The 15,745-nt window shown below is 61.7% G+C and carries 17 protein-coding genes; 3 read left to right on the top strand and 14 right to left on the bottom strand.

Going from position 1 to position 15,745, the window contains the following annotated elements; translation table 11 throughout:
* Positions 1 to 150: 150 nt before the first annotated feature.
* Both L8I05_RS12050 and L8I05_RS12045 read left to right on the top strand, forming a co-directional pair.
* On the top strand, positions 151 to 807 hold the full coding sequence (locus tag L8I05_RS12050; RefSeq protein WP_159955070.1) for a peroxiredoxin-like family protein: 657 nt from the start codon (positions 151 to 153) through the stop codon (positions 805 to 807).
* Between the two features lie 29 nt (positions 808 to 836).
* Positions 837 to 1,718 (top strand): LysR family transcriptional regulator, encoded by an 882-nt coding sequence (locus L8I05_RS12045; protein WP_242169136.1) that lies wholly within the window; start codon positions 837 to 839, stop codon positions 1,716 to 1,718.
* A gap of 11 nt (positions 1,719 to 1,729) precedes the next feature.
* Here the strand turns inward: L8I05_RS12045 and L8I05_RS12040 are convergent, their stop codons facing one another.
* The 14 genes from L8I05_RS12040 to phnC form a co-directional block, all read right to left on the bottom strand.
* On the bottom strand, positions 1,730 to 3,634 hold the full coding sequence (locus L8I05_RS12040; RefSeq protein ID WP_242169134.1) for a M10 family metallopeptidase C-terminal domain-containing protein: 1,905 nt from the start codon (positions 3,632 to 3,634) through the stop codon (positions 1,730 to 1,732).
* A 361-nt stretch (positions 3,635 to 3,995) separates the two neighbouring features.
* A complete protein-coding gene (gene phnP, locus L8I05_RS12035) occupies positions 3,996 to 4,745 on the bottom strand; it encodes a phosphonate metabolism protein PhnP (RefSeq protein ID WP_242169131.1) in 750 nt (249 codons plus the stop codon).
* Positions 4,736 to 5,308 carry a phosphonate metabolism protein/1,5-bisphosphokinase (PRPP-forming) PhnN gene (gene phnN / locus L8I05_RS12030; RefSeq protein ID WP_242169129.1) on the bottom strand — a complete coding sequence of 191 codons (573 nt, stop codon included), beginning with the start codon at positions 5,306 to 5,308 and terminating at the stop codon, positions 4,736 to 4,738. The genes phnP and phnN overlap by 10 nt, the downstream gene beginning before the upstream one ends.
* Complete coding sequence (locus L8I05_RS12025; RefSeq protein ID WP_242169127.1) at positions 5,308 to 6,453, bottom strand: alpha-D-ribose 1-methylphosphonate 5-triphosphate diphosphatase; 1,146 nt, start codon at positions 6,451 to 6,453, stop codon at positions 5,308 to 5,310. The genes phnN and L8I05_RS12025 overlap by 1 nt, the downstream gene beginning before the upstream one ends.
* Positions 6,443 to 7,162 carry a phosphonate C-P lyase system protein PhnL gene (gene phnL / locus L8I05_RS12020; protein ID WP_177016635.1) on the bottom strand — a complete coding sequence of 240 codons (720 nt, stop codon included), beginning with the start codon at positions 7,160 to 7,162 and terminating at the stop codon, positions 6,443 to 6,445. Before phnL ends, L8I05_RS12025 begins: the two co-directional genes overlap by 11 nt.
* Entirely contained in the window at positions 7,162 to 7,971 is an 810-nt protein-coding gene (gene phnK / locus L8I05_RS12015) for a phosphonate C-P lyase system protein PhnK (RefSeq protein WP_277931785.1), read from the bottom strand. Before phnK ends, phnL begins: the two co-directional genes overlap by 1 nt.
* The gene (locus L8I05_RS12010) at positions 7,932 to 8,798 is read right to left on the bottom strand and encodes an alpha-D-ribose 1-methylphosphonate 5-phosphate C-P-lyase PhnJ (protein WP_177015969.1); all 867 of its coding nucleotides are present in this window, start codon (positions 8,796 to 8,798) and stop codon (positions 7,932 to 7,934) included. The genes phnK and L8I05_RS12010 overlap by 40 nt, the downstream gene beginning before the upstream one ends.
* Positions 8,791 to 9,867: a carbon-phosphorus lyase complex subunit PhnI gene (locus L8I05_RS12005; protein WP_242169124.1), complete on the bottom strand. Its 1,077-nt coding sequence runs from the start codon at positions 9,865 to 9,867 to the stop codon at positions 8,791 to 8,793. The genes L8I05_RS12010 and L8I05_RS12005 overlap by 8 nt, the downstream gene beginning before the upstream one ends.
* On the bottom strand, positions 9,867 to 10,457 hold the full coding sequence (phnH, locus tag L8I05_RS12000) for a phosphonate C-P lyase system protein PhnH (protein WP_242169123.1): 591 nt from the start codon (positions 10,455 to 10,457) through the stop codon (positions 9,867 to 9,869). The genes L8I05_RS12005 and phnH overlap by 1 nt, the downstream gene beginning before the upstream one ends.
* Entirely contained in the window at positions 10,457 to 10,894 is a 438-nt protein-coding gene (gene phnG / locus L8I05_RS11995; protein ID WP_197623474.1) for a phosphonate C-P lyase system protein PhnG, read from the bottom strand. The genes phnH and phnG overlap by 1 nt, the downstream gene beginning before the upstream one ends.
* 3 nt (positions 10,895 to 10,897) lie before the next feature.
* Positions 10,898 to 11,602: a phosphonate metabolism transcriptional regulator PhnF gene (gene phnF / locus L8I05_RS11990; RefSeq protein ID WP_177015971.1), complete on the bottom strand. Its 705-nt coding sequence runs from the start codon at positions 11,600 to 11,602 to the stop codon at positions 10,898 to 10,900.
* Positions 11,603 to 11,638: 36 nt separating this feature from the next.
* Entirely contained in the window at positions 11,639 to 12,421 is a 783-nt protein-coding gene (gene phnE, locus L8I05_RS11985; protein ID WP_242169121.1) for a phosphonate ABC transporter, permease protein PhnE, read from the bottom strand.
* A 130-nt stretch (positions 12,422 to 12,551) separates the two neighbouring features.
* Positions 12,552 to 13,553, bottom strand: coding sequence for a phosphonate ABC transporter substrate-binding protein (gene phnD, locus L8I05_RS11980; RefSeq protein WP_242169120.1), 1,002 nt, complete (start codon positions 13,551 to 13,553; stop codon positions 12,552 to 12,554).
* Positions 13,554 to 13,585: 32 nt separating this feature from the next.
* Complete coding sequence (gene phnC / locus L8I05_RS11975; protein WP_242169118.1) at positions 13,586 to 14,419, bottom strand: phosphonate ABC transporter ATP-binding protein; 834 nt, start codon at positions 14,417 to 14,419, stop codon at positions 13,586 to 13,588.
* 517 nt (positions 14,420 to 14,936) lie between these two features.
* Between phnC and L8I05_RS11970 the strand changes: the two genes are divergently transcribed.
* The gene (locus L8I05_RS11970; RefSeq protein WP_242169116.1) at positions 14,937 to 15,353 is read left to right on the top strand and encodes an NUDIX domain-containing protein; all 417 of its coding nucleotides are present in this window, start codon (positions 14,937 to 14,939) and stop codon (positions 15,351 to 15,353) included.
* Positions 15,354 to 15,745: the final 392 nt, after the last annotated feature.

Raw genomic sequence — 15,745 nt, 5'->3', positions numbered from 1 at the left:
TTGACGGTTGTATTACGCCATATTGGAAAACCGCAGAACCTATTCCCACAGAGCATAAATCCTATGCCCTGCGCCCGGCTTCCTCGCCCATCCTGCCTCCCTCATGCTGCTCTCCAGCCAACCTGGCTCATCTCCCGAGGGAATATCTCAATGACACTTCAAGCCACACTTGATGCCTTCCGCGCCGACTTCAAAGCCGGCAAGCCGCCCTACAACGCACCGGCGCACATTCACCCGATCATGGAACGCGCCACCGCTGAGTTGATCGCTTCCGGCGCCGCAGAACGCGCGCTCAAGGTGGGTGACAAGGCGCCGCTGTTCAGCCTCAAGGACGCCGACGGCACCCTGGTGTCCTCCGCCGACCTGTTGGCCAAAGGCCCGCTGGTGTTGACGTTCTACCGGGGCGTGTGGTGCCCGTACTGCAATATGGAGCTGCAAGCGCTGCAAGCGTTTCTGCCGACGTTGAAAGCCGCCGGCGCGACCTTGCTGGCCCTGTCGCCGCAAACGGCCGCCAACAGCCGTAAAGCCGAGCGCATCGCCGAACTGGACTTCCCGATCCTCAGCGATACCCACAACGACGTCGCCGAGGCGTTTGGCCTGCGCTTTCAACTGCCGGACTACCTGATCGAACTCTACAAGGGCTTCGGCAACAACCTGCCGCTGATCAACGATGATCCGGCCTGGACCCTGCCCATGCCTGCGCGCTATGTGATCGGCCAGGACAGCGTGATTCGATACGCCGAGGTCAACCCGGATTACACTCAACGCCCAGAACCGTCGGCGATGCTCGACGCGCTTACCCAATAACCCCTTAACCGATAAACCAAGGAGACTCGATGGACCGCCTCACCGCCATGGAAACGTTCGTGCATGTGGTCGAGACGGGCTCGTTCTCCGCCGCCGCCAAACAGCTTGGCGTTGGCCAACCCGCCGTCTCCAAAAGCATCGCGCAATTGGAGGCGCGCCTGGCGGTGCGCTTGCTGCTGCGCTCCACGCGTGGCCTGACCCCGACCGAAGCAGGTGTGGCATTTTTTGAAAAAGCCAAGCGCGCCATCGACGAAGCCAACGAAGCCGATGACGCCGCCCGAGGCGCGGGTACAGGGCTTTCGGGCAACTTGCGCATCAGCGCCGCTACCACCTTCGCCCGCTTGCACATCATTCCTCACCTGGGGCCATTCCTGGAGCAATACCCCGGGGTCAGTATCGAAGTGGTACTCAATGACCACAGCCTCAACCTGGTGGAAGAAGGCATCGACGTTGCCCTGCGCATGGGCAACTTGACCGACTCCGGCCTTACCGCACGCAAGATCGGCCAATCCCCGCGCCAAGTGCTCGCCACCCCGGCGTACTTCGAGCGTTTCGGCGAGCCGGCCACCCCAGCCGATTTGCTGCAGCACCCGGCGATCATCTACACCCTCGGCGGCGGCTCACGCTGGGCCTTCAGCCAAGGCGACAGCGAATACCCCATCGTCGCCCGCGGCCGCATACGCGTCACCGCCGCGGAAGGCGTACGCGCCGCCGTGCTGAGCCATTTGGGGCTGACCATGGCGTCGACCTGGATGTTTGCCCCGGAACTGGCCAATGGCGAAGTGAAGCCGGTGCTGACCGACTGGCATCTCCCGCCGGTTGATTTATGGGCGGTGTTCCCAACCGGCAGGATGGCGAGCGCCAAGGCTCGGGCGTTTGTGGAGTATGTCGAAACGCTGCTCAACGCCTGAGCCGGTCGGCGCTAACGGCTGGCCACGCCGAGCAGGTCATGCGGCTTGATCAACCGCGCGCTTCGAATAAGGAAGTCCGAGTGACGCCTGCCGAGCAGGTCGATTCCCACAACGGATCGGCCAGTCCTTGGGTCGTGCTTGACCACGGTATCGCCAATACGCCCGGTGTAGGCATCAACCAGGCGCAAAGGGGTTCCCAGCTCGGTTGCCAGTGCCGTCAGGTCGATCGTGTCTTCGCCACTGGCGAAATCCATGAGCTGGTCAGGGTCGTAAAAGATCGAGTCGGTGACCTTGGCATATTTGAATGTGTTTCTACCGCCCACGCCCCACAGCACATCGCCGCCGCCACCGCCGGCGAGGGTGTTGTCCACCTCGTTGCCGATGATCCGGTCCCTGCCTGAACCGCCGATGGCATTCTCCACGAGAATACCTTCCGCCATTGAGACGTGGTCGCGCGGGCCGTCTGCGCTGGAGCTTGCAGAGCGGCGCAAGTCGATGGTCTGGTTCTGCCTGGCGCCGGAAAAGTCCAGGGTGTCGTGGCCGCCCGAGCCCTGGATGATCGGGGTGGGGTTCGGTTGCGCAACACCCACGCCAGTGACAATGTCACTGGCCTGAATAGCGCCCACGCTTCTGATAAACACATCGGCTTTGCCACGCCCCGTCAGGTCAACGCTCAAGCTGCCATTCCCGCTGTTCTGATCATGGCTGAGAACGATCTCGCCGGCTCGCCCGGTAAACTGCTCAACCACCTTGAAATGCTTGACCGAGTAGTTTTTGAATAAGCCGCTGAGGTCAACTTTGTCCGACCCGCTGGTGAAATCCAGAATGTCATCCGGGCTGTCGAGCGTAGAGTCACTGGCTTTGTCGTAAACAAAAATATCCGCGCCTGCACCGCCTCTCAACCGGTCCGCACCGCCCCCGCCACGGAGCCTGTTGCCAACCTCGTTACCATTGATGTCGTCATCGCCGGAACCGCCGATTGCGTTTTCCATGACGACGCCCTTGGCGATGGACACGTTGCCCTTCAAGCCGCCCACACTGGAATACGATTCAGCGAGCAGATTGATTTTCTGATACTGGTAAAAGCCGGAGAAGTCCAACGTGTCATTACCCCCGCCGTCCCAGATTGAAAACACAGGTTTGTCATTCGCGGAGTTAAGACTGAAGTAACCATCGCCAGTAGTGGCATTAAAACCATAGACGGTGTCCGTATTCCGAGTCTTGAAGTTGACGCCATATAATTTCTGCCCCGACGCAATGTCATCCTTCATCAGTACTGAAGGCCCACGCTCCTTGAAATCATGCCCGGGTTGATTAGTTTCAGGCCAATAACTCATTACGCTATGGGCCCGAGTGTCTTGTTTGTAGGGCGTCTTTGTATAGCTGTCCACACTCTCTTCATAGTCGCCGGGATGGCCGAGACCAATGGCATGCCCCACTTCATGTATGGCGGTTAATAAAAAATAGTCGCCATTTTGGGGCGTTTCAGAAGCGCCCTTTGTTCCGATCGTGGTGGTCATGTCAGCGTGATCCCAATCAGGCAAATGTGACTTTCCCCCACTGGTATTGGGGGCGGCTTTGAACGTTATAGAACCGTCCAACTCCGTTGAGCCTTCCTTGAACGCAATATTGGCCACGTCCTGCCAGGCCTGCAGCGCTTTGCGAATAGCCACTTTCTGGGGTGCGGAGAAGGCGGGATCAAGGGTGAAAGACAGCTCGATTTTCCCGTCACCATTGCGATCATAATGCCGATAGCCTTCTCGCAGAATCTGCTGGGCAGCCTCCTCCGTGTTAAAGGAACGTTGTTGAGTTGCGCGAGTGGATAACGTCGAGTACGGTGAGAAAGCGGGAGCATTCAGCGTAGGAAGTTCATTATTGGGAACAGGCTGATTAACAAACGAATGAGCAACACGCATAAAACATCCTTTGAAAAACTTTATATTCAGCCCTGCCAAAAGGCTGTGATGACGGCAATTCCAACTTACCGCAACAATAAAGTCCCATAGACAACTCGCTAACGCCAACCCGATAGTATTTCATGTTCAAACTTTAAAACATCTTAAAACTCTTCACCCGCCCGCAATTACAGGCTTGGAGAATAAAGGACCGCACATAAAATTCTACAATTAAACACTGCGCAAACATCACAGCGCCAAGAAGCGCAGGACACTCACGTCCCGACTTGGAATACAGCCAGGTTGAGCTGGCTTGTCTGGAAGGTGCCTTGTGTGGGAGCTGGCTTGTGTGGGAGCCAGCTCCCACAGGGTTATGCGCTGCCTAGAGAATTCGGCCATCCCATGCCACCGTTACATGCCTGGGCAGCTCGCGCCGATGTTCCAGCAACCACGCATCCAGCGTATGCCCCACATGGGTCAACACGCCCAATTGCGCACCACTGTCCGCAATGCTTTGCAACGCCAGCGTCAGGTCATTGTGATTACGCGGTGCTTGCGGCTGTGGGGGCATGGAGCAATCGAGCACCAACACATCCAATGGCTCACGCTGCAACCAGGCCAGCGTGTCGGGCGGCAGGCCGACAGTGTCGGTGAGGTAGGCGATGCGCCGCCCTTGCCCTTCAAGCACATAACCCAGGGTCAGTTTGGAATGCTGCAACGGCAACGCGGTGACGCTCAGCTCGCCGAACTGCCGGGTTTCGAACGCCGCGAACGGCTGGCTGAAATCCAGAATGCCAGGGTGTTTGTAGAGGTCGGACAAACCCTCTGGATCCGCCGGGCCATGCACCGGAATGATCAAGCCCTGGCCCCAACGCAAATGCAGCAAACCTTGGGCATGATCCGCGTGGTAGTGAGTCTGCAAAATCCCGTTGAAGCTGCGCGGCGGGAAGCGTTCGCAGAGGTCGGGCAAACCGCTGTCGATCAACCAGCGCTGGTCGCCGCATTCGATCAACGCGCTGCACGGCAGGCGGCGCAGGCTTGCATCGCTGCGCGCCAGGCCACACGCCGCACATTCGCAGCCATACACCGGCACTTGCCGCGCGTCGCCGGTGCCCAGCAATGTCAGGCGCATGCCGAGTGCCCTTGGTCCAGACAGCACAGCAAGCGCTCGACGGTGTTGTCCAATGGGCCGGAATTATCCAGCACAAACAACCCCGAGCTATTGTCGCTGATCAGCTCGGCGGTGAACTGCGCATTACGCGCCAGGCGCTCTTCGATCTGGGCCAGCGACTCACGCCCGCGCGCGATAAGACGCTGGCGCAAAACGGCCTGGTCCACCGTCAGCAACAGCACCAACACCGTCGGATAAAGCACGCGCGTCTGCGCCAGGTACGCACGGGAGCCGTTGACCAGCACATCGTCCCCCGCCGCCAGCCATGCATCGATTGCCTTGGGAATGCCATACGACAACCCGTTGGCGTGCCAACTGAGCGCAAACGCGCCCTCGGCGTCCATCGCGGCGAACTGCTCGGGGCTCACACCTTGGGCCGCCTCGCCCACCGCCTCGGCCGAACGGGTGATCACCCGGCGCACAATGCGGCAGCCGCGCTCGGCCAAGCGCGGGCGCGCGGCATCCAGCAGGCTGTCCTTGCCCGAACCCGATGGCCCGATGAGATAGATCAACCTGCCTGCCATCAAAACACCCTCTTCGCTTGTCGCCACACTTGTTGCACCACGGGCAACCCTTCGCGGCGCTTGGCCTGGACCAGGTCGGCGCGCAGGCCAATGGCAATTTCACCGCGATCGGTCAGGCCCGCCGCTTGCGCCGGTGCCAGGCTGATCATCTTGACCGCGCGTGCCAGGTCGCCGCCGTCCTGTTGGTCGGCCAGCACGAACGCGGCCTGTAACAGGCTGGCCGGGTAGTAGTCGCTGGAAAGTATATCCAGCAAGCCCTCGGCCGCCAGGCCGGCGGCGGCCACATTACCCGAGTGCGAACCACCGCGCACCACGTTCGGCGCGCCCATCAGCACTTTCATGTTCAGCGCCTGGCAGCCCTTCGCCGCTTCCAGCGTGGTCGGGAATTCGGCGATGGTCATGCCATAGCGCGCCGATTCCTCGACATGTGCAAGCGTCGCGTCGTCATGGCTGGCCACCGACAGGCCGCGCCCCAGGCAATGCTCGACGATGGCCGCGCGATAGCGGTCGCTGTACTCGCGTGAGTTGGCCATTTGCAGCAGGATAAACGCGTCCATGGTTTCGTCGTTGAGGTGGTACTTGCCCATGTAGTACTCACGGTACTTGGATTCGAGCACGAACTGGCGCTGACCCGGCGAATGGTCCATCACCGACACCAGGCGCACCAGCGGGTTTTCCACCAGGTCGCGGAACACGCTGAGGGTGTCCGGGTGGCACAACTCGCAGCGCAGGTGCAGGTGGTGCTCGGCGCGAGTCAGCCCGGCGCCTTCTGCCTGGGCGATGGCATCGAGCATCGCCGGCAGTTTTTTCATGCGGTTGCCCTTGGGGTTCACATCGCCGATGGACACCGCGTCGAACACCGTGGTGATCCCCGCTGCGATGATCTGCGCATCGTGGCTGAGCACCGCCGAGGTCGACGGCCAGTCCACGCCGGGGCGCGGGGTCATGTGTTTTTCCAGGTTGTCGGTGTGCAACTCCACCAGCCCCGGCAGCAGGCAATCACCGCCCAGGTCCTGGGCCTGGGGCAACTGGCTGCGACCTTCGGCGATGTCGACGATCTTGCCGTCACGCAGCACCACCGAACCGAGGAACACACGCTCCGCCGTGACGACCTGGGCATTACTGAGGATCTGTTCAGCGGGCATGTTCATATTCCTCTTCGGCAACGGGCGTGGGGGTCATGTCGAAATGGCGGTCAGCCACCGCTTCACGGGCGGCGCGGTCGTGGAAGATGCCGATCAGCGCGGCACCCGCCGCCTTGGCTTCGTTCATCAGTTCCAGCACCACCTGGCGGTTGTTGTCGTCCAGGGACGCGGTGGGTTCGTCGAGCAGCATCACCGGCCACTCGACCATGAAGCCGCGGGCGATATTCACGCGCTGTTGCTCGCCACCGGAAAAGGTGCCGGGCGCCAGTTGCCACAGGCGCTGAGGAATATTCAGACGCGTCAGCAAGTGCTCGGCGCGTGACTGCGCATTGGCCTTCGACCAACCACGGGCCAGCGCGGGCTCCATCACCACGTCCAGGCAGGCCACGCGCGGAATCACCCGCAGGAATTGGCTGACATAGCCCAGGGTGTGCTGGCGCACCTGCAAAATGTCGCGCGGCTCGGCGCCGACCAGCTCCAACCACTCACCGGCATGCCTTACGCGAATGCTGCCGCCTGCCGGTAGATAGTTGCCGTACAGCGTGCGCAGCAAGGTGCTTTTACCCGCGCCGGATTGGCCGTGCAGCACCAGGCATTCACCGCCCTGCACACTGAATTCCACACCGCGCAGCACATTGAGCACCACGCCGTTCTGCTGGTGCAAGGTGAAGGTTTTCGAGAGGTCACGGACCTCGATCAAGGCATTCATCATGGCTGCAATACCGAAGACACCAGCAGTTGAGAGTAAGGGTGCTGTGGATCATCAAGGATCTGGTCGGTGAGCCCGGTTTCCACCACGTGCGAGCGGCGCATCACCATCAGGCGGTCGGCCAGCAAACGTGCCACCGCCAGGTCGTGGGTGACGATCACCACCGCCAGGTCCAGCTCGCGCACCAGGCCGCGCAACAGGTCGAGCAAGCGCGCCTGCACCGACACGTCGAGGCCGCCAGTCGGCTCATCCATAAACACCAGGCGCGGGCTGGAGACGAGGTTGCGGGCGATTTGCAGGCGTTGCTGCATGCCGCCCGAGAAGGTGCGCGGCAGGTCGTCGATGCGCTGCGGGTCGATTTCCACCTGGCCCAGCCAGTCGAGACCGGCGCCACGCAGCTGCTCATAGTTGCGCACGCCCTGAGCCATCAGACGCTCGCCGATATTCGCCCCGGCCGACACGCCCATGCGCAGGCCGTCCCGTGGGTTCTGCTCGACAAAACCCCACTCGGTGCGCAGCAAGGTGCGGCGCTCGGCTTCGCTGGCGCTGTAGAGGTCGAGCCATTCGCCGTCCTTGCTGCGGTAGCCGATGGTGCCGGCTTGCGGTGGCAAACGCCCGCTCAGCAGCGAGAGCAAGGTGGATTTACCCGAGCCGGACTCGCCGACAATCCCCAGCACTTCGCCGGGGTACAGGTCGAAGCTGACGCCCTGGCAGCCCTTCTCCGGACCATAGAGCAGAGACATGTCACGCACTTGCAATAACGGCTGGCTCACTGGTTGTTCTCCTTCACGCGTTGGGCGCAATACCAGGTGTCGGAACACACAAAACTCTGGGTTCCCGCGTCGTCGAGAATCAGCTCATCGAGGAAGGAATCGTGGCTGCCGCAGATGGCGCAGTTGTGCTCCCACTTCTGCACCTCGAACGGGTGGTCTTCAAAGTCCAGACTGGTGACCTGGGTGTACGGCGGCACTGCGTACAGGCGCTTTTCACGACCGGCGCCGAACAGCATCAGCGCCGGGCTCATGTCGAGTTTCGGGTTGTCGAATTTGGGGATAGGCGACGGGTCCATCACGTAGCGTTCGTCGACCATCACCGGGTAGGCGTAGGCGGTGGCGATGTGGCCGAAGGTGGCGATGTCTTCGTAGAGTTTCACGTGCATCACCCCGTAATCGTTGAGGGCGTGCATGGTGCGGGTCTCGGTTTCCGACGGCTCGATAAAGCGCAGCGGCTCGGGGATCGGTACTTGGTAAACCATGATCTGGCCAGCCTGCAACGGAGTTTCCGGGATGCGGTGGCGGGTCTGGATCACCGTGGCGTGCGGTGTGGCTTCGGTGGTGGCGACGCCGGCCGTGCGCGCAAAAAAGCGCCGGATCGACACGGCGTTGGTGGTGTCGTCGGCGCCTTGGTCGATGACCTTGAGCACGTCGTCATCACCAAGGATCGCGGCGGTCAATTGCATGCCGCCCGTGCCCCAGCCATACGGCAACGGCATTTCGCGGCCACCGAACGGCACCTGGTAACCGGGAATCGCCACAGCCTTGAGCAAGGCGCGGCGGATCATGCGTTTGGTCTGCTCGTCGAGGTAGGCGAAGTTGTACGCCGGGTCGCGCGCCGGGGTTTGCGTCAAGTCATTCATGGCGGGTGCCCTCGGCCGGTTGGCGCAGTTTGCGGATCAGTTCCAGTTCGGCCTGGAAGTCCACGTAGTGAGGCAATTTGAGGTGCGAGACAAACCCCGCCGCCTCGACGTTGTCGCAGTGGGCCAACACAAACTCTTCGCGTTGGGCCGGTGAGACCACTTCTTCGTTGTATTCCTCGGCGCGCAGCGAGCGGTCGACCAGCGCCATGCCCATGGCTTTGCGCTCGGCATGCCCGAACGCCAGGCCGTAACCGCGCGTGAACTGCGCCGGCTCAGTGGCCGAACCGACGAACTGGTTGACCATCTCGCACTCGGTCACTTCGATGCTGCCCAGGCAGATCGGGAAGCCCAGCTCTTCGGGGTCGATCCACACCTCCGCGTCGCCAATGCGAATCTCACCGGCAAACGGGTGGTTGCGGCCGTAACCGCGCTGGGTCGAATAGCCCAGCGCCAACAGGAAACCTTCATCGCCACGGGCCAAGGCCTGCAAGCGCTCGGCGCGGCTGGCCGGGTACTCCAGGGGGTCGCGGGTGATGTCGGCGACGCTGGCGTTGTCGTCGGTTTCGTTTTTGATCAGGCCTTCTTTGGCGAGCAAGCCGAGCACCCGTGGGCAGGCTTCGATGCGCGCCTCGGGCGTGGTCTGCGGGCCTGGGTATTGACCTTCAGCGAGCAGCGAAAAATCCAGCAGGCGGTGGGTGTAGTCGAAGGTCGGGCCGAGCAATTGACCGCCGGGCACGTCCTTGAACGTGGCCGACAAACGCCGGCTCAGCGACATCTGCGACGTATCAATCGGCAAGCTCGGGCTGAAGCGCGGCAGCGTGGTGCGGTAGGCGCGCAACAGGAAGATCGCCTCAACCAAATCACCCGCCGCTTGCTTGATCGCCAGCGCAGCCAGTTCTTCGTCGAACAGCGAGCCTTCGGTCATCACCCGCGCCACGGCCAACGGCAGTTGCTCGCGGATTTGCGTCACGCTCAGTTCAGGCACGCGGGTATCGCCCCGGCGCTTTTTCGCCAGCAGGCGATGGGCATTGTCGATGGCCTGTTCGCCACCCTTGACGGCTACGTACATCAGGCACGCTCCTCTAACAGTCGGCTGCTGCGTGGCAGGCCGATCAGGTGATGACCTGCGCTGAACACCACGTCCAGGCCACGCGGGAAGGCTTCGCGGCGCTGGCGTTCGAGCCAGAAGGCTTGCGGCACCGGCACATTGACCAGGCGTTGCGTCTTGATGCCGGGGCCGCGCCAGTGCAGGCCGCGCCCGGATTCCAGGTCGGTGAGTTGCACGAGCAAGGTGCAGGACTGGTCGGGGTAACGGTCGTTGCCGTGGTCGAAATCGCTGAGGTCGAGCAAGTCGTGTTCGCCGAGCAGCGCGAACGCCGCGTCTTCACGTTTATCGGTGAGCGGGCAGCCACAGTGAAAGGCCAGGTTGGCGCGGATCAGCGGCGTGTCGAAGCTCGGCGCCAGCCACAGCGGCGTGTCCATATCCAGAAGCGCCAGGCACAGCGCGTAGGTGGCAGGCGCCAGGCCGTCGAGGCGTGGCGCCGAGGGCAAATGCTGGAGCAGGCCAGGTTCGGCGAGCGCCTTGAGCGCCGCGCGAAAACCGCGCTGGGCGTCCAATACCGGGTCGACAAACGCCGGCTGTAACAGGTGAGCGTTCATCAGTTTTCTCCTCGCACCAGGGTGAAGAACTCGACCTTGGTGGCAGCGGTGTCGGCTTCTTTTTGCGCGCGGCGTTTGGCTTGGGCAGTGGCCAGCGCGGTGATCAAATCACTGAGCCACAGGCTCGGCTGGCTGCCTTGCAAATGGGCATCGGCCAGCGCGGCCAGCTCGGCGTGCAGCTTGTCGCGCCCGGCCAGGTAGCTGTAGCCGGTGCGGCCGTCAGCCAGGCGCACCACGCAGCGGGTCACGCTCATTTCGCCGACGTTGAAGGCGGCGCCGTCACCGCCCATGCGCCCGCGTACCAGGGTCATGCCGATTTCCGGGGCGCGGATCAGTTGGTAGTCGGCGTCCTTCAAGGCGGCTTCGTGGGGTTGCAGTTCATTGAGCTGGGCGCGGGCTAATACGCCGATCCAATGTTGTCGCGGGGACACACTCATCATTCAAGTCACCACTTGGTACTGAAAGCGATCCGAACGGCTGGTGGACTGCGCCAGCTCCACCGGGCGGCCGTCGGGATCACAGGAAAGGGTAAAAACCGTGAGGGCCGGCAAGTGCCGAGGCATCATCAGCAGCGCGGCTTCATCACGGTTGGGCAAACGCGCACCAATCAGGCTTTGGGTGCGGGTCAGCGGCAGGTCACGCTCGCGCAAGTACTGGCGCAGCGAACCGCCGTTGTAGTCGGCCAGCAACGGCGCACGGCTGGCGCAGTAGCGATGGCGGATCAGGCTGACCGGCTGGTGATCGAGCTTGCGCAGGGTTTGCAGCTCGATCATCGGCGCCATCTCGGCAATGCCTAAGTGCAGGGCTTCGTCGCGGCTGGCGTAGCAATAGCGGCGCTTGAGCAGCAGCGCCTGCACGCCGACGCCCTGGGCCGACAGCGATTGGCTGTAGGAGGTCTCGGCGCCCATCGAGTAAATCAGCGGGCGGTCCAGCACCTGGGTGCCCTTGCCCTGGCGGCGCAGCAGGCTGCCTTCGAACACCAACTCGTCGATGGCACGGCGCAGGGTGTGGCGGTTGACGCCGAAGCGCTCGGCCATGTGCACCTCGCCGGGCAGGAAGTCGCCGGCGCTGTAGCTGCTCAGTTCACGGCGCAGGATATCCGCGAGTTCGCGGTACACCGGCTCATCTTGTCTAGACAACTGCATGCTTAAAAAAAGCGCCGCGCGGGCACCCCTCAGGCTTCAGATGAACTGCTTGCGCAGGCGTTGGGACAGCACGTCGATACAGCTCACCACCACGATGATCACCAGCAGCACCGCGCAGGTTTGTACGAACTGGAAGGCGCGGATGTTTTCCCAGAGGATCACGCCGATCCCGCCAGCGCCGACCATGCCGACCACCGTGGCCGAACGCACATTGGCTTCGAAGCGGTACAGCGCGTAGCTCACCCACAGCGGCATGACTTGCGGGATCACGCCATAGATCACTTCCTGCAAGGCACTCGCGCCGGTGGCCCGTACGCCTTCGACCGGGCCGGGGTCGATGGCCTCGACGGCTTCGGCAAACAGCTTGGCGAGCACGCCGGTGGTGCTGATCCACAGCGCCAGAACACCGGCGAAGGGACCGAGGCCAACGGCGACCACGAACAACATCGCGAACACCATTTCATTGATGGAGCGGAAGGCGTCCATCACCCGGCGCAGCGGCTGGTGCACCCACCACGGGGTGATGTTGTCGGCGCACAAGATACCCAGCGGCACCGAGCAGACAATCGCCAGCACCGTGCCCCAGAGGGCGATTTGCACGGTGACGATCATCTCCTTGAGGTAGGAGCGCCACTCGTGGAAGTCTGGCGGGAAGAAGTCGGCGGCGAAGGTCGCCATGTTTCCGGAGTCGCGGTACAGCGCCAGCGGGTTCATTTCCGCGCCGTGCCAGGCCCAGGCCAGCAGGAGCAGGAACAGGCCCCAGCCGAGGTATTGCGGCCAGGTGCGCTTGCCGACGGCTTCAGCGTGCAAGGTAGTCATTGGATCGCCTCAATCTAAATGTGGGAGCTGGCTTGCCTGCGATAGCGATTTGTCAGTTACAAATGTGTTGCCTGATACACCGCAATCGCGGGCAAGCCCGCTCCCACATGAATCCGGTTTCCACAGGGGGTTAGCCGTTGGCTGCGGTCTTTTTGTCCAGCTCAGAGATGCGCTGTTGCAGCTTGGCCAGGTCGGCGTCGATGTCGGCGAGCTTCTTGGCTTTGTCAGCCGCTTCGAGGTGGTCATCCGAACTGATGGTGGTGCGCTGCTTGAACAGCTCCAGCTGGCGGATCGGCAGCAGTTGGTCGTCATTCGAAGCGAGGAACTTGCCCAACTGCATGTTCTTCAGCACCGCCTTCTCTTCGTCGGTGTCACCGTAGTGGGCGAAGAAATCGCGGATCTTGGTCTTCTCGCTGTCGCTCAGCGCTTTGCTCCAGACCATCGGGTCAGCCGGGATCAGCGGCGACTTCCAGATCACCTTGAGCATGGCGGCCTTGTCCGGCTGGGTGACTTCCAGGCGATCCCAGCTTTCGGTGTTGAAGGTGGCCACGTCCAACTGCCCCTTGGCCACGCTCAAGGCGTTAACTTCATGGCTGGAGTTCAGCGTGCGTTTGAACGCGGTGGCGGCATCCACGTGGTTCTTGGCGAACACGTAGTAGCCCGGCACCAGGTAGCCGGAAGTGGAGTTCGGGTCACCGTTGCCGAAGGTCAGGTTCTTGGCGTTCTTGAGCATGTCGTCGACGTTGTTGATCGGGCTGTCCTTGCGCACGATCAGCACGCTCCAGTAACCGGCGGCGCCGTTGGCGGCGGCGGTCTGGGCGAAGATCTCGCCGTTGGAACGGTCCACGGCTTCCATCGCCGCCTTGTTGCCCAGCCAGGCCACGTCGACCTTGTTGAAGCGCATGCCCTGGATCAGGCCGGCGTAGTCGGAGGCGAAGGTGGCGTTGATGGTCAGGCCGGTCTTCTTGTGCATGTCATCCAGAAATGGCTGCCAGATGCTCTTGAGGTTCTGCGAAGACTCGGTGGACATGATGCCGAAGTTGATGGCTTTGTCGGCGGCCTGGGCATTGCCCAGGGCGACGCCGGCCAGCAACACCGCAGACAGAAACACGTGGCCGATACGGTTCAACATGGAAAGGATTCCTGTGGGTCGTGAGTAGGGTTTCAAGCGCGCGCCAGGGCCAGCCGAGGGGTAGTTTCGGGGTGGCGGGTCTGGTCGGAAAACATCAGGCTGGTGTCGACGTCGGCACCGTACAAATCGTTGAGGAACTGGCTGCTCATGGCGCTGCCCTGCCCGTCGAAATGAATTCGCCCGCCTTTGAGCGCCACGGCTCGGGGGCAATAACGCATGGCGTAGTCGACTTGATGCAGGGTCACCACCACGGTCTTGCCGTCGCGGCGGTTGATGTCGGCGAGGATCTCCATGACCTTGCGCGCCGACTCCGGGTCCAGCGAGGCGATGGGCTCATCGGCGAGGATCACCTCGGCGCGCTGGGTCAAGGCGCGGGCAATCGCCACGCGTTGCTGCTGGCCGCCGGACAAGGTCGACGCACGTTGCGCGGCGAGATCGGCCAGGCCGACGCGGGCCAGGGATTCCATGGCAAAGGCCTTTTCTTCGGCATTGAACAAGCCGAGGTTGCCGCGCCAGCGTGGCATGCGGCCCAGGCAGCCGAGCAATACGTTGTCGATCACACTCAGGCGGTTGACCAGGTTGAACTGCTGGAAGATGTAGCCGATGTCCGCGCGCAACCGCCGCACCTTGCCATTCAAGCGTCCACTGGCCTGCACCTCACGGCCCAACACCTTGACGCTGCCGCCGTTGCTCTTGTCGCAACACGCCAGGCCTGCCAAATGGCGCAACAACGTGGACTTGCCGGAACCGGAAGCGCCAATCAGCGCGACCATCTCACCGGATGCAATGGTGAGTTCGAGGTCGACCAATGCGGATTTCTTCGCAAAGGTCTTGTTCAAGTGATCGACATGGATAGCGTGAGTCATGGGCTTCTCTGTCTGGTTTGAACAGCCACAACAGGGCTGCGGTTGAGTTCAAACGACAGTAGGCGCGCCAGGTGTCAGTGCTATTACTTGCACATGACTGGCGGGCGGCGCTTTGATGAAGGTTTTGTGAAAGGTTGCACAGCCAGCGCAATGATCGTTCCCACGCTCCGCATCTTGTTGTGGCGAGCAGGCTTGCCCTGCGTTGGGCTGCGCAGCAGCCCCAATAAGACCACCGCGCTTATTCAGGCAGAACGCGTCCTCAGGTTTTAGGGCCGCTTCGCAGCCCAACGCAGGGCAAGCCTGCTCGCCATAGGGGATTGGCTTGCCTTAAGGTATTCAGTGTTGACCGATCATTCCCACGCTCTGCGTGGGAATGCCGCCTGGGACGCTCTGCGTCCCGAACCCTGCGCAGGGATGACGCAGAGCGTCACGGGATGCATTACCACGCGGAGCGTGGGAACGATCTATTGCTTCACGCCCACATAAATTGTCCCAAAAACATGGAAGACAAACCTCAATGGTCATCGCCAAGGCTTGCCCCGTCGTACTGCGAAAAAAACAGACTTTGGAAATCCTGGCCTTCGAACACCCCCTCGCCGGTTTCCAACTGGTCAAGGGCAGCGTAGAGCCAGGCGAAACCACAGAAACCGCCGCCATCCGAGAACTGCGCGAAGAGTCTGGAATAACCGGCAGCGTAATACGGGGCTTGGGCACCTGGTATTCAGAAATCACCGGACATACCTGGGCTTTTCACCAATGCCAGGCTTCGGTAGAGCTTGCGGATACCTGGACCCATTTTGCAGAAGATGATGGAGGCCATGAATTTCGATTTTTCTGGCACCCATTGAGCAGTGAACTTACCCCTGAATGGCACCCGATCTTTAAGGGCGCGCTGACTACATTGATAGAAAGGCTTGGTGATAACGAAAGCTGAACAAGACTTTCCCTACAACCAGTCATTTAACCACTCTGCATTATGTGGACTGAACCATATGCGAGAGGGCCAAGCCCTGCCGGTTTTCCCATTGCCCGGTCGACCGACCTGCGTATGGCTCACCCTTTCCAACCTGCTTTGTGGCGGCTGTGCATCGGAGGCTTTTCGGCCTGCCGGGTTTCTATGACCGGCCTACCACCCCGTGTACGGTCGCCTCCCTCCATCGTGTGATAGAGACCGGCCAATGTATGTGAAGATCTGCCCTACACATATTTCGGGTTGCGTCCGACCAACCTCACCGCTAACCTTCACGGGTCGCTGCAAAATCAGCGAACGGGTGTGGAAGCCCGAACTCTCCAGGCGTATAAGCGCCCATAGCCTCTAGCGGGCGC

Source organism: Pseudomonas sp. MONT-RG-20F-20-E-7-02 (assembly GCF_022662395.1).
GTDB lineage: Bacteria > Pseudomonadota > Gammaproteobacteria > Pseudomonadales > Pseudomonadaceae > Aquipseudomonas.
This window is presented reverse-complemented; position numbering and strand designations above follow the sequence as displayed.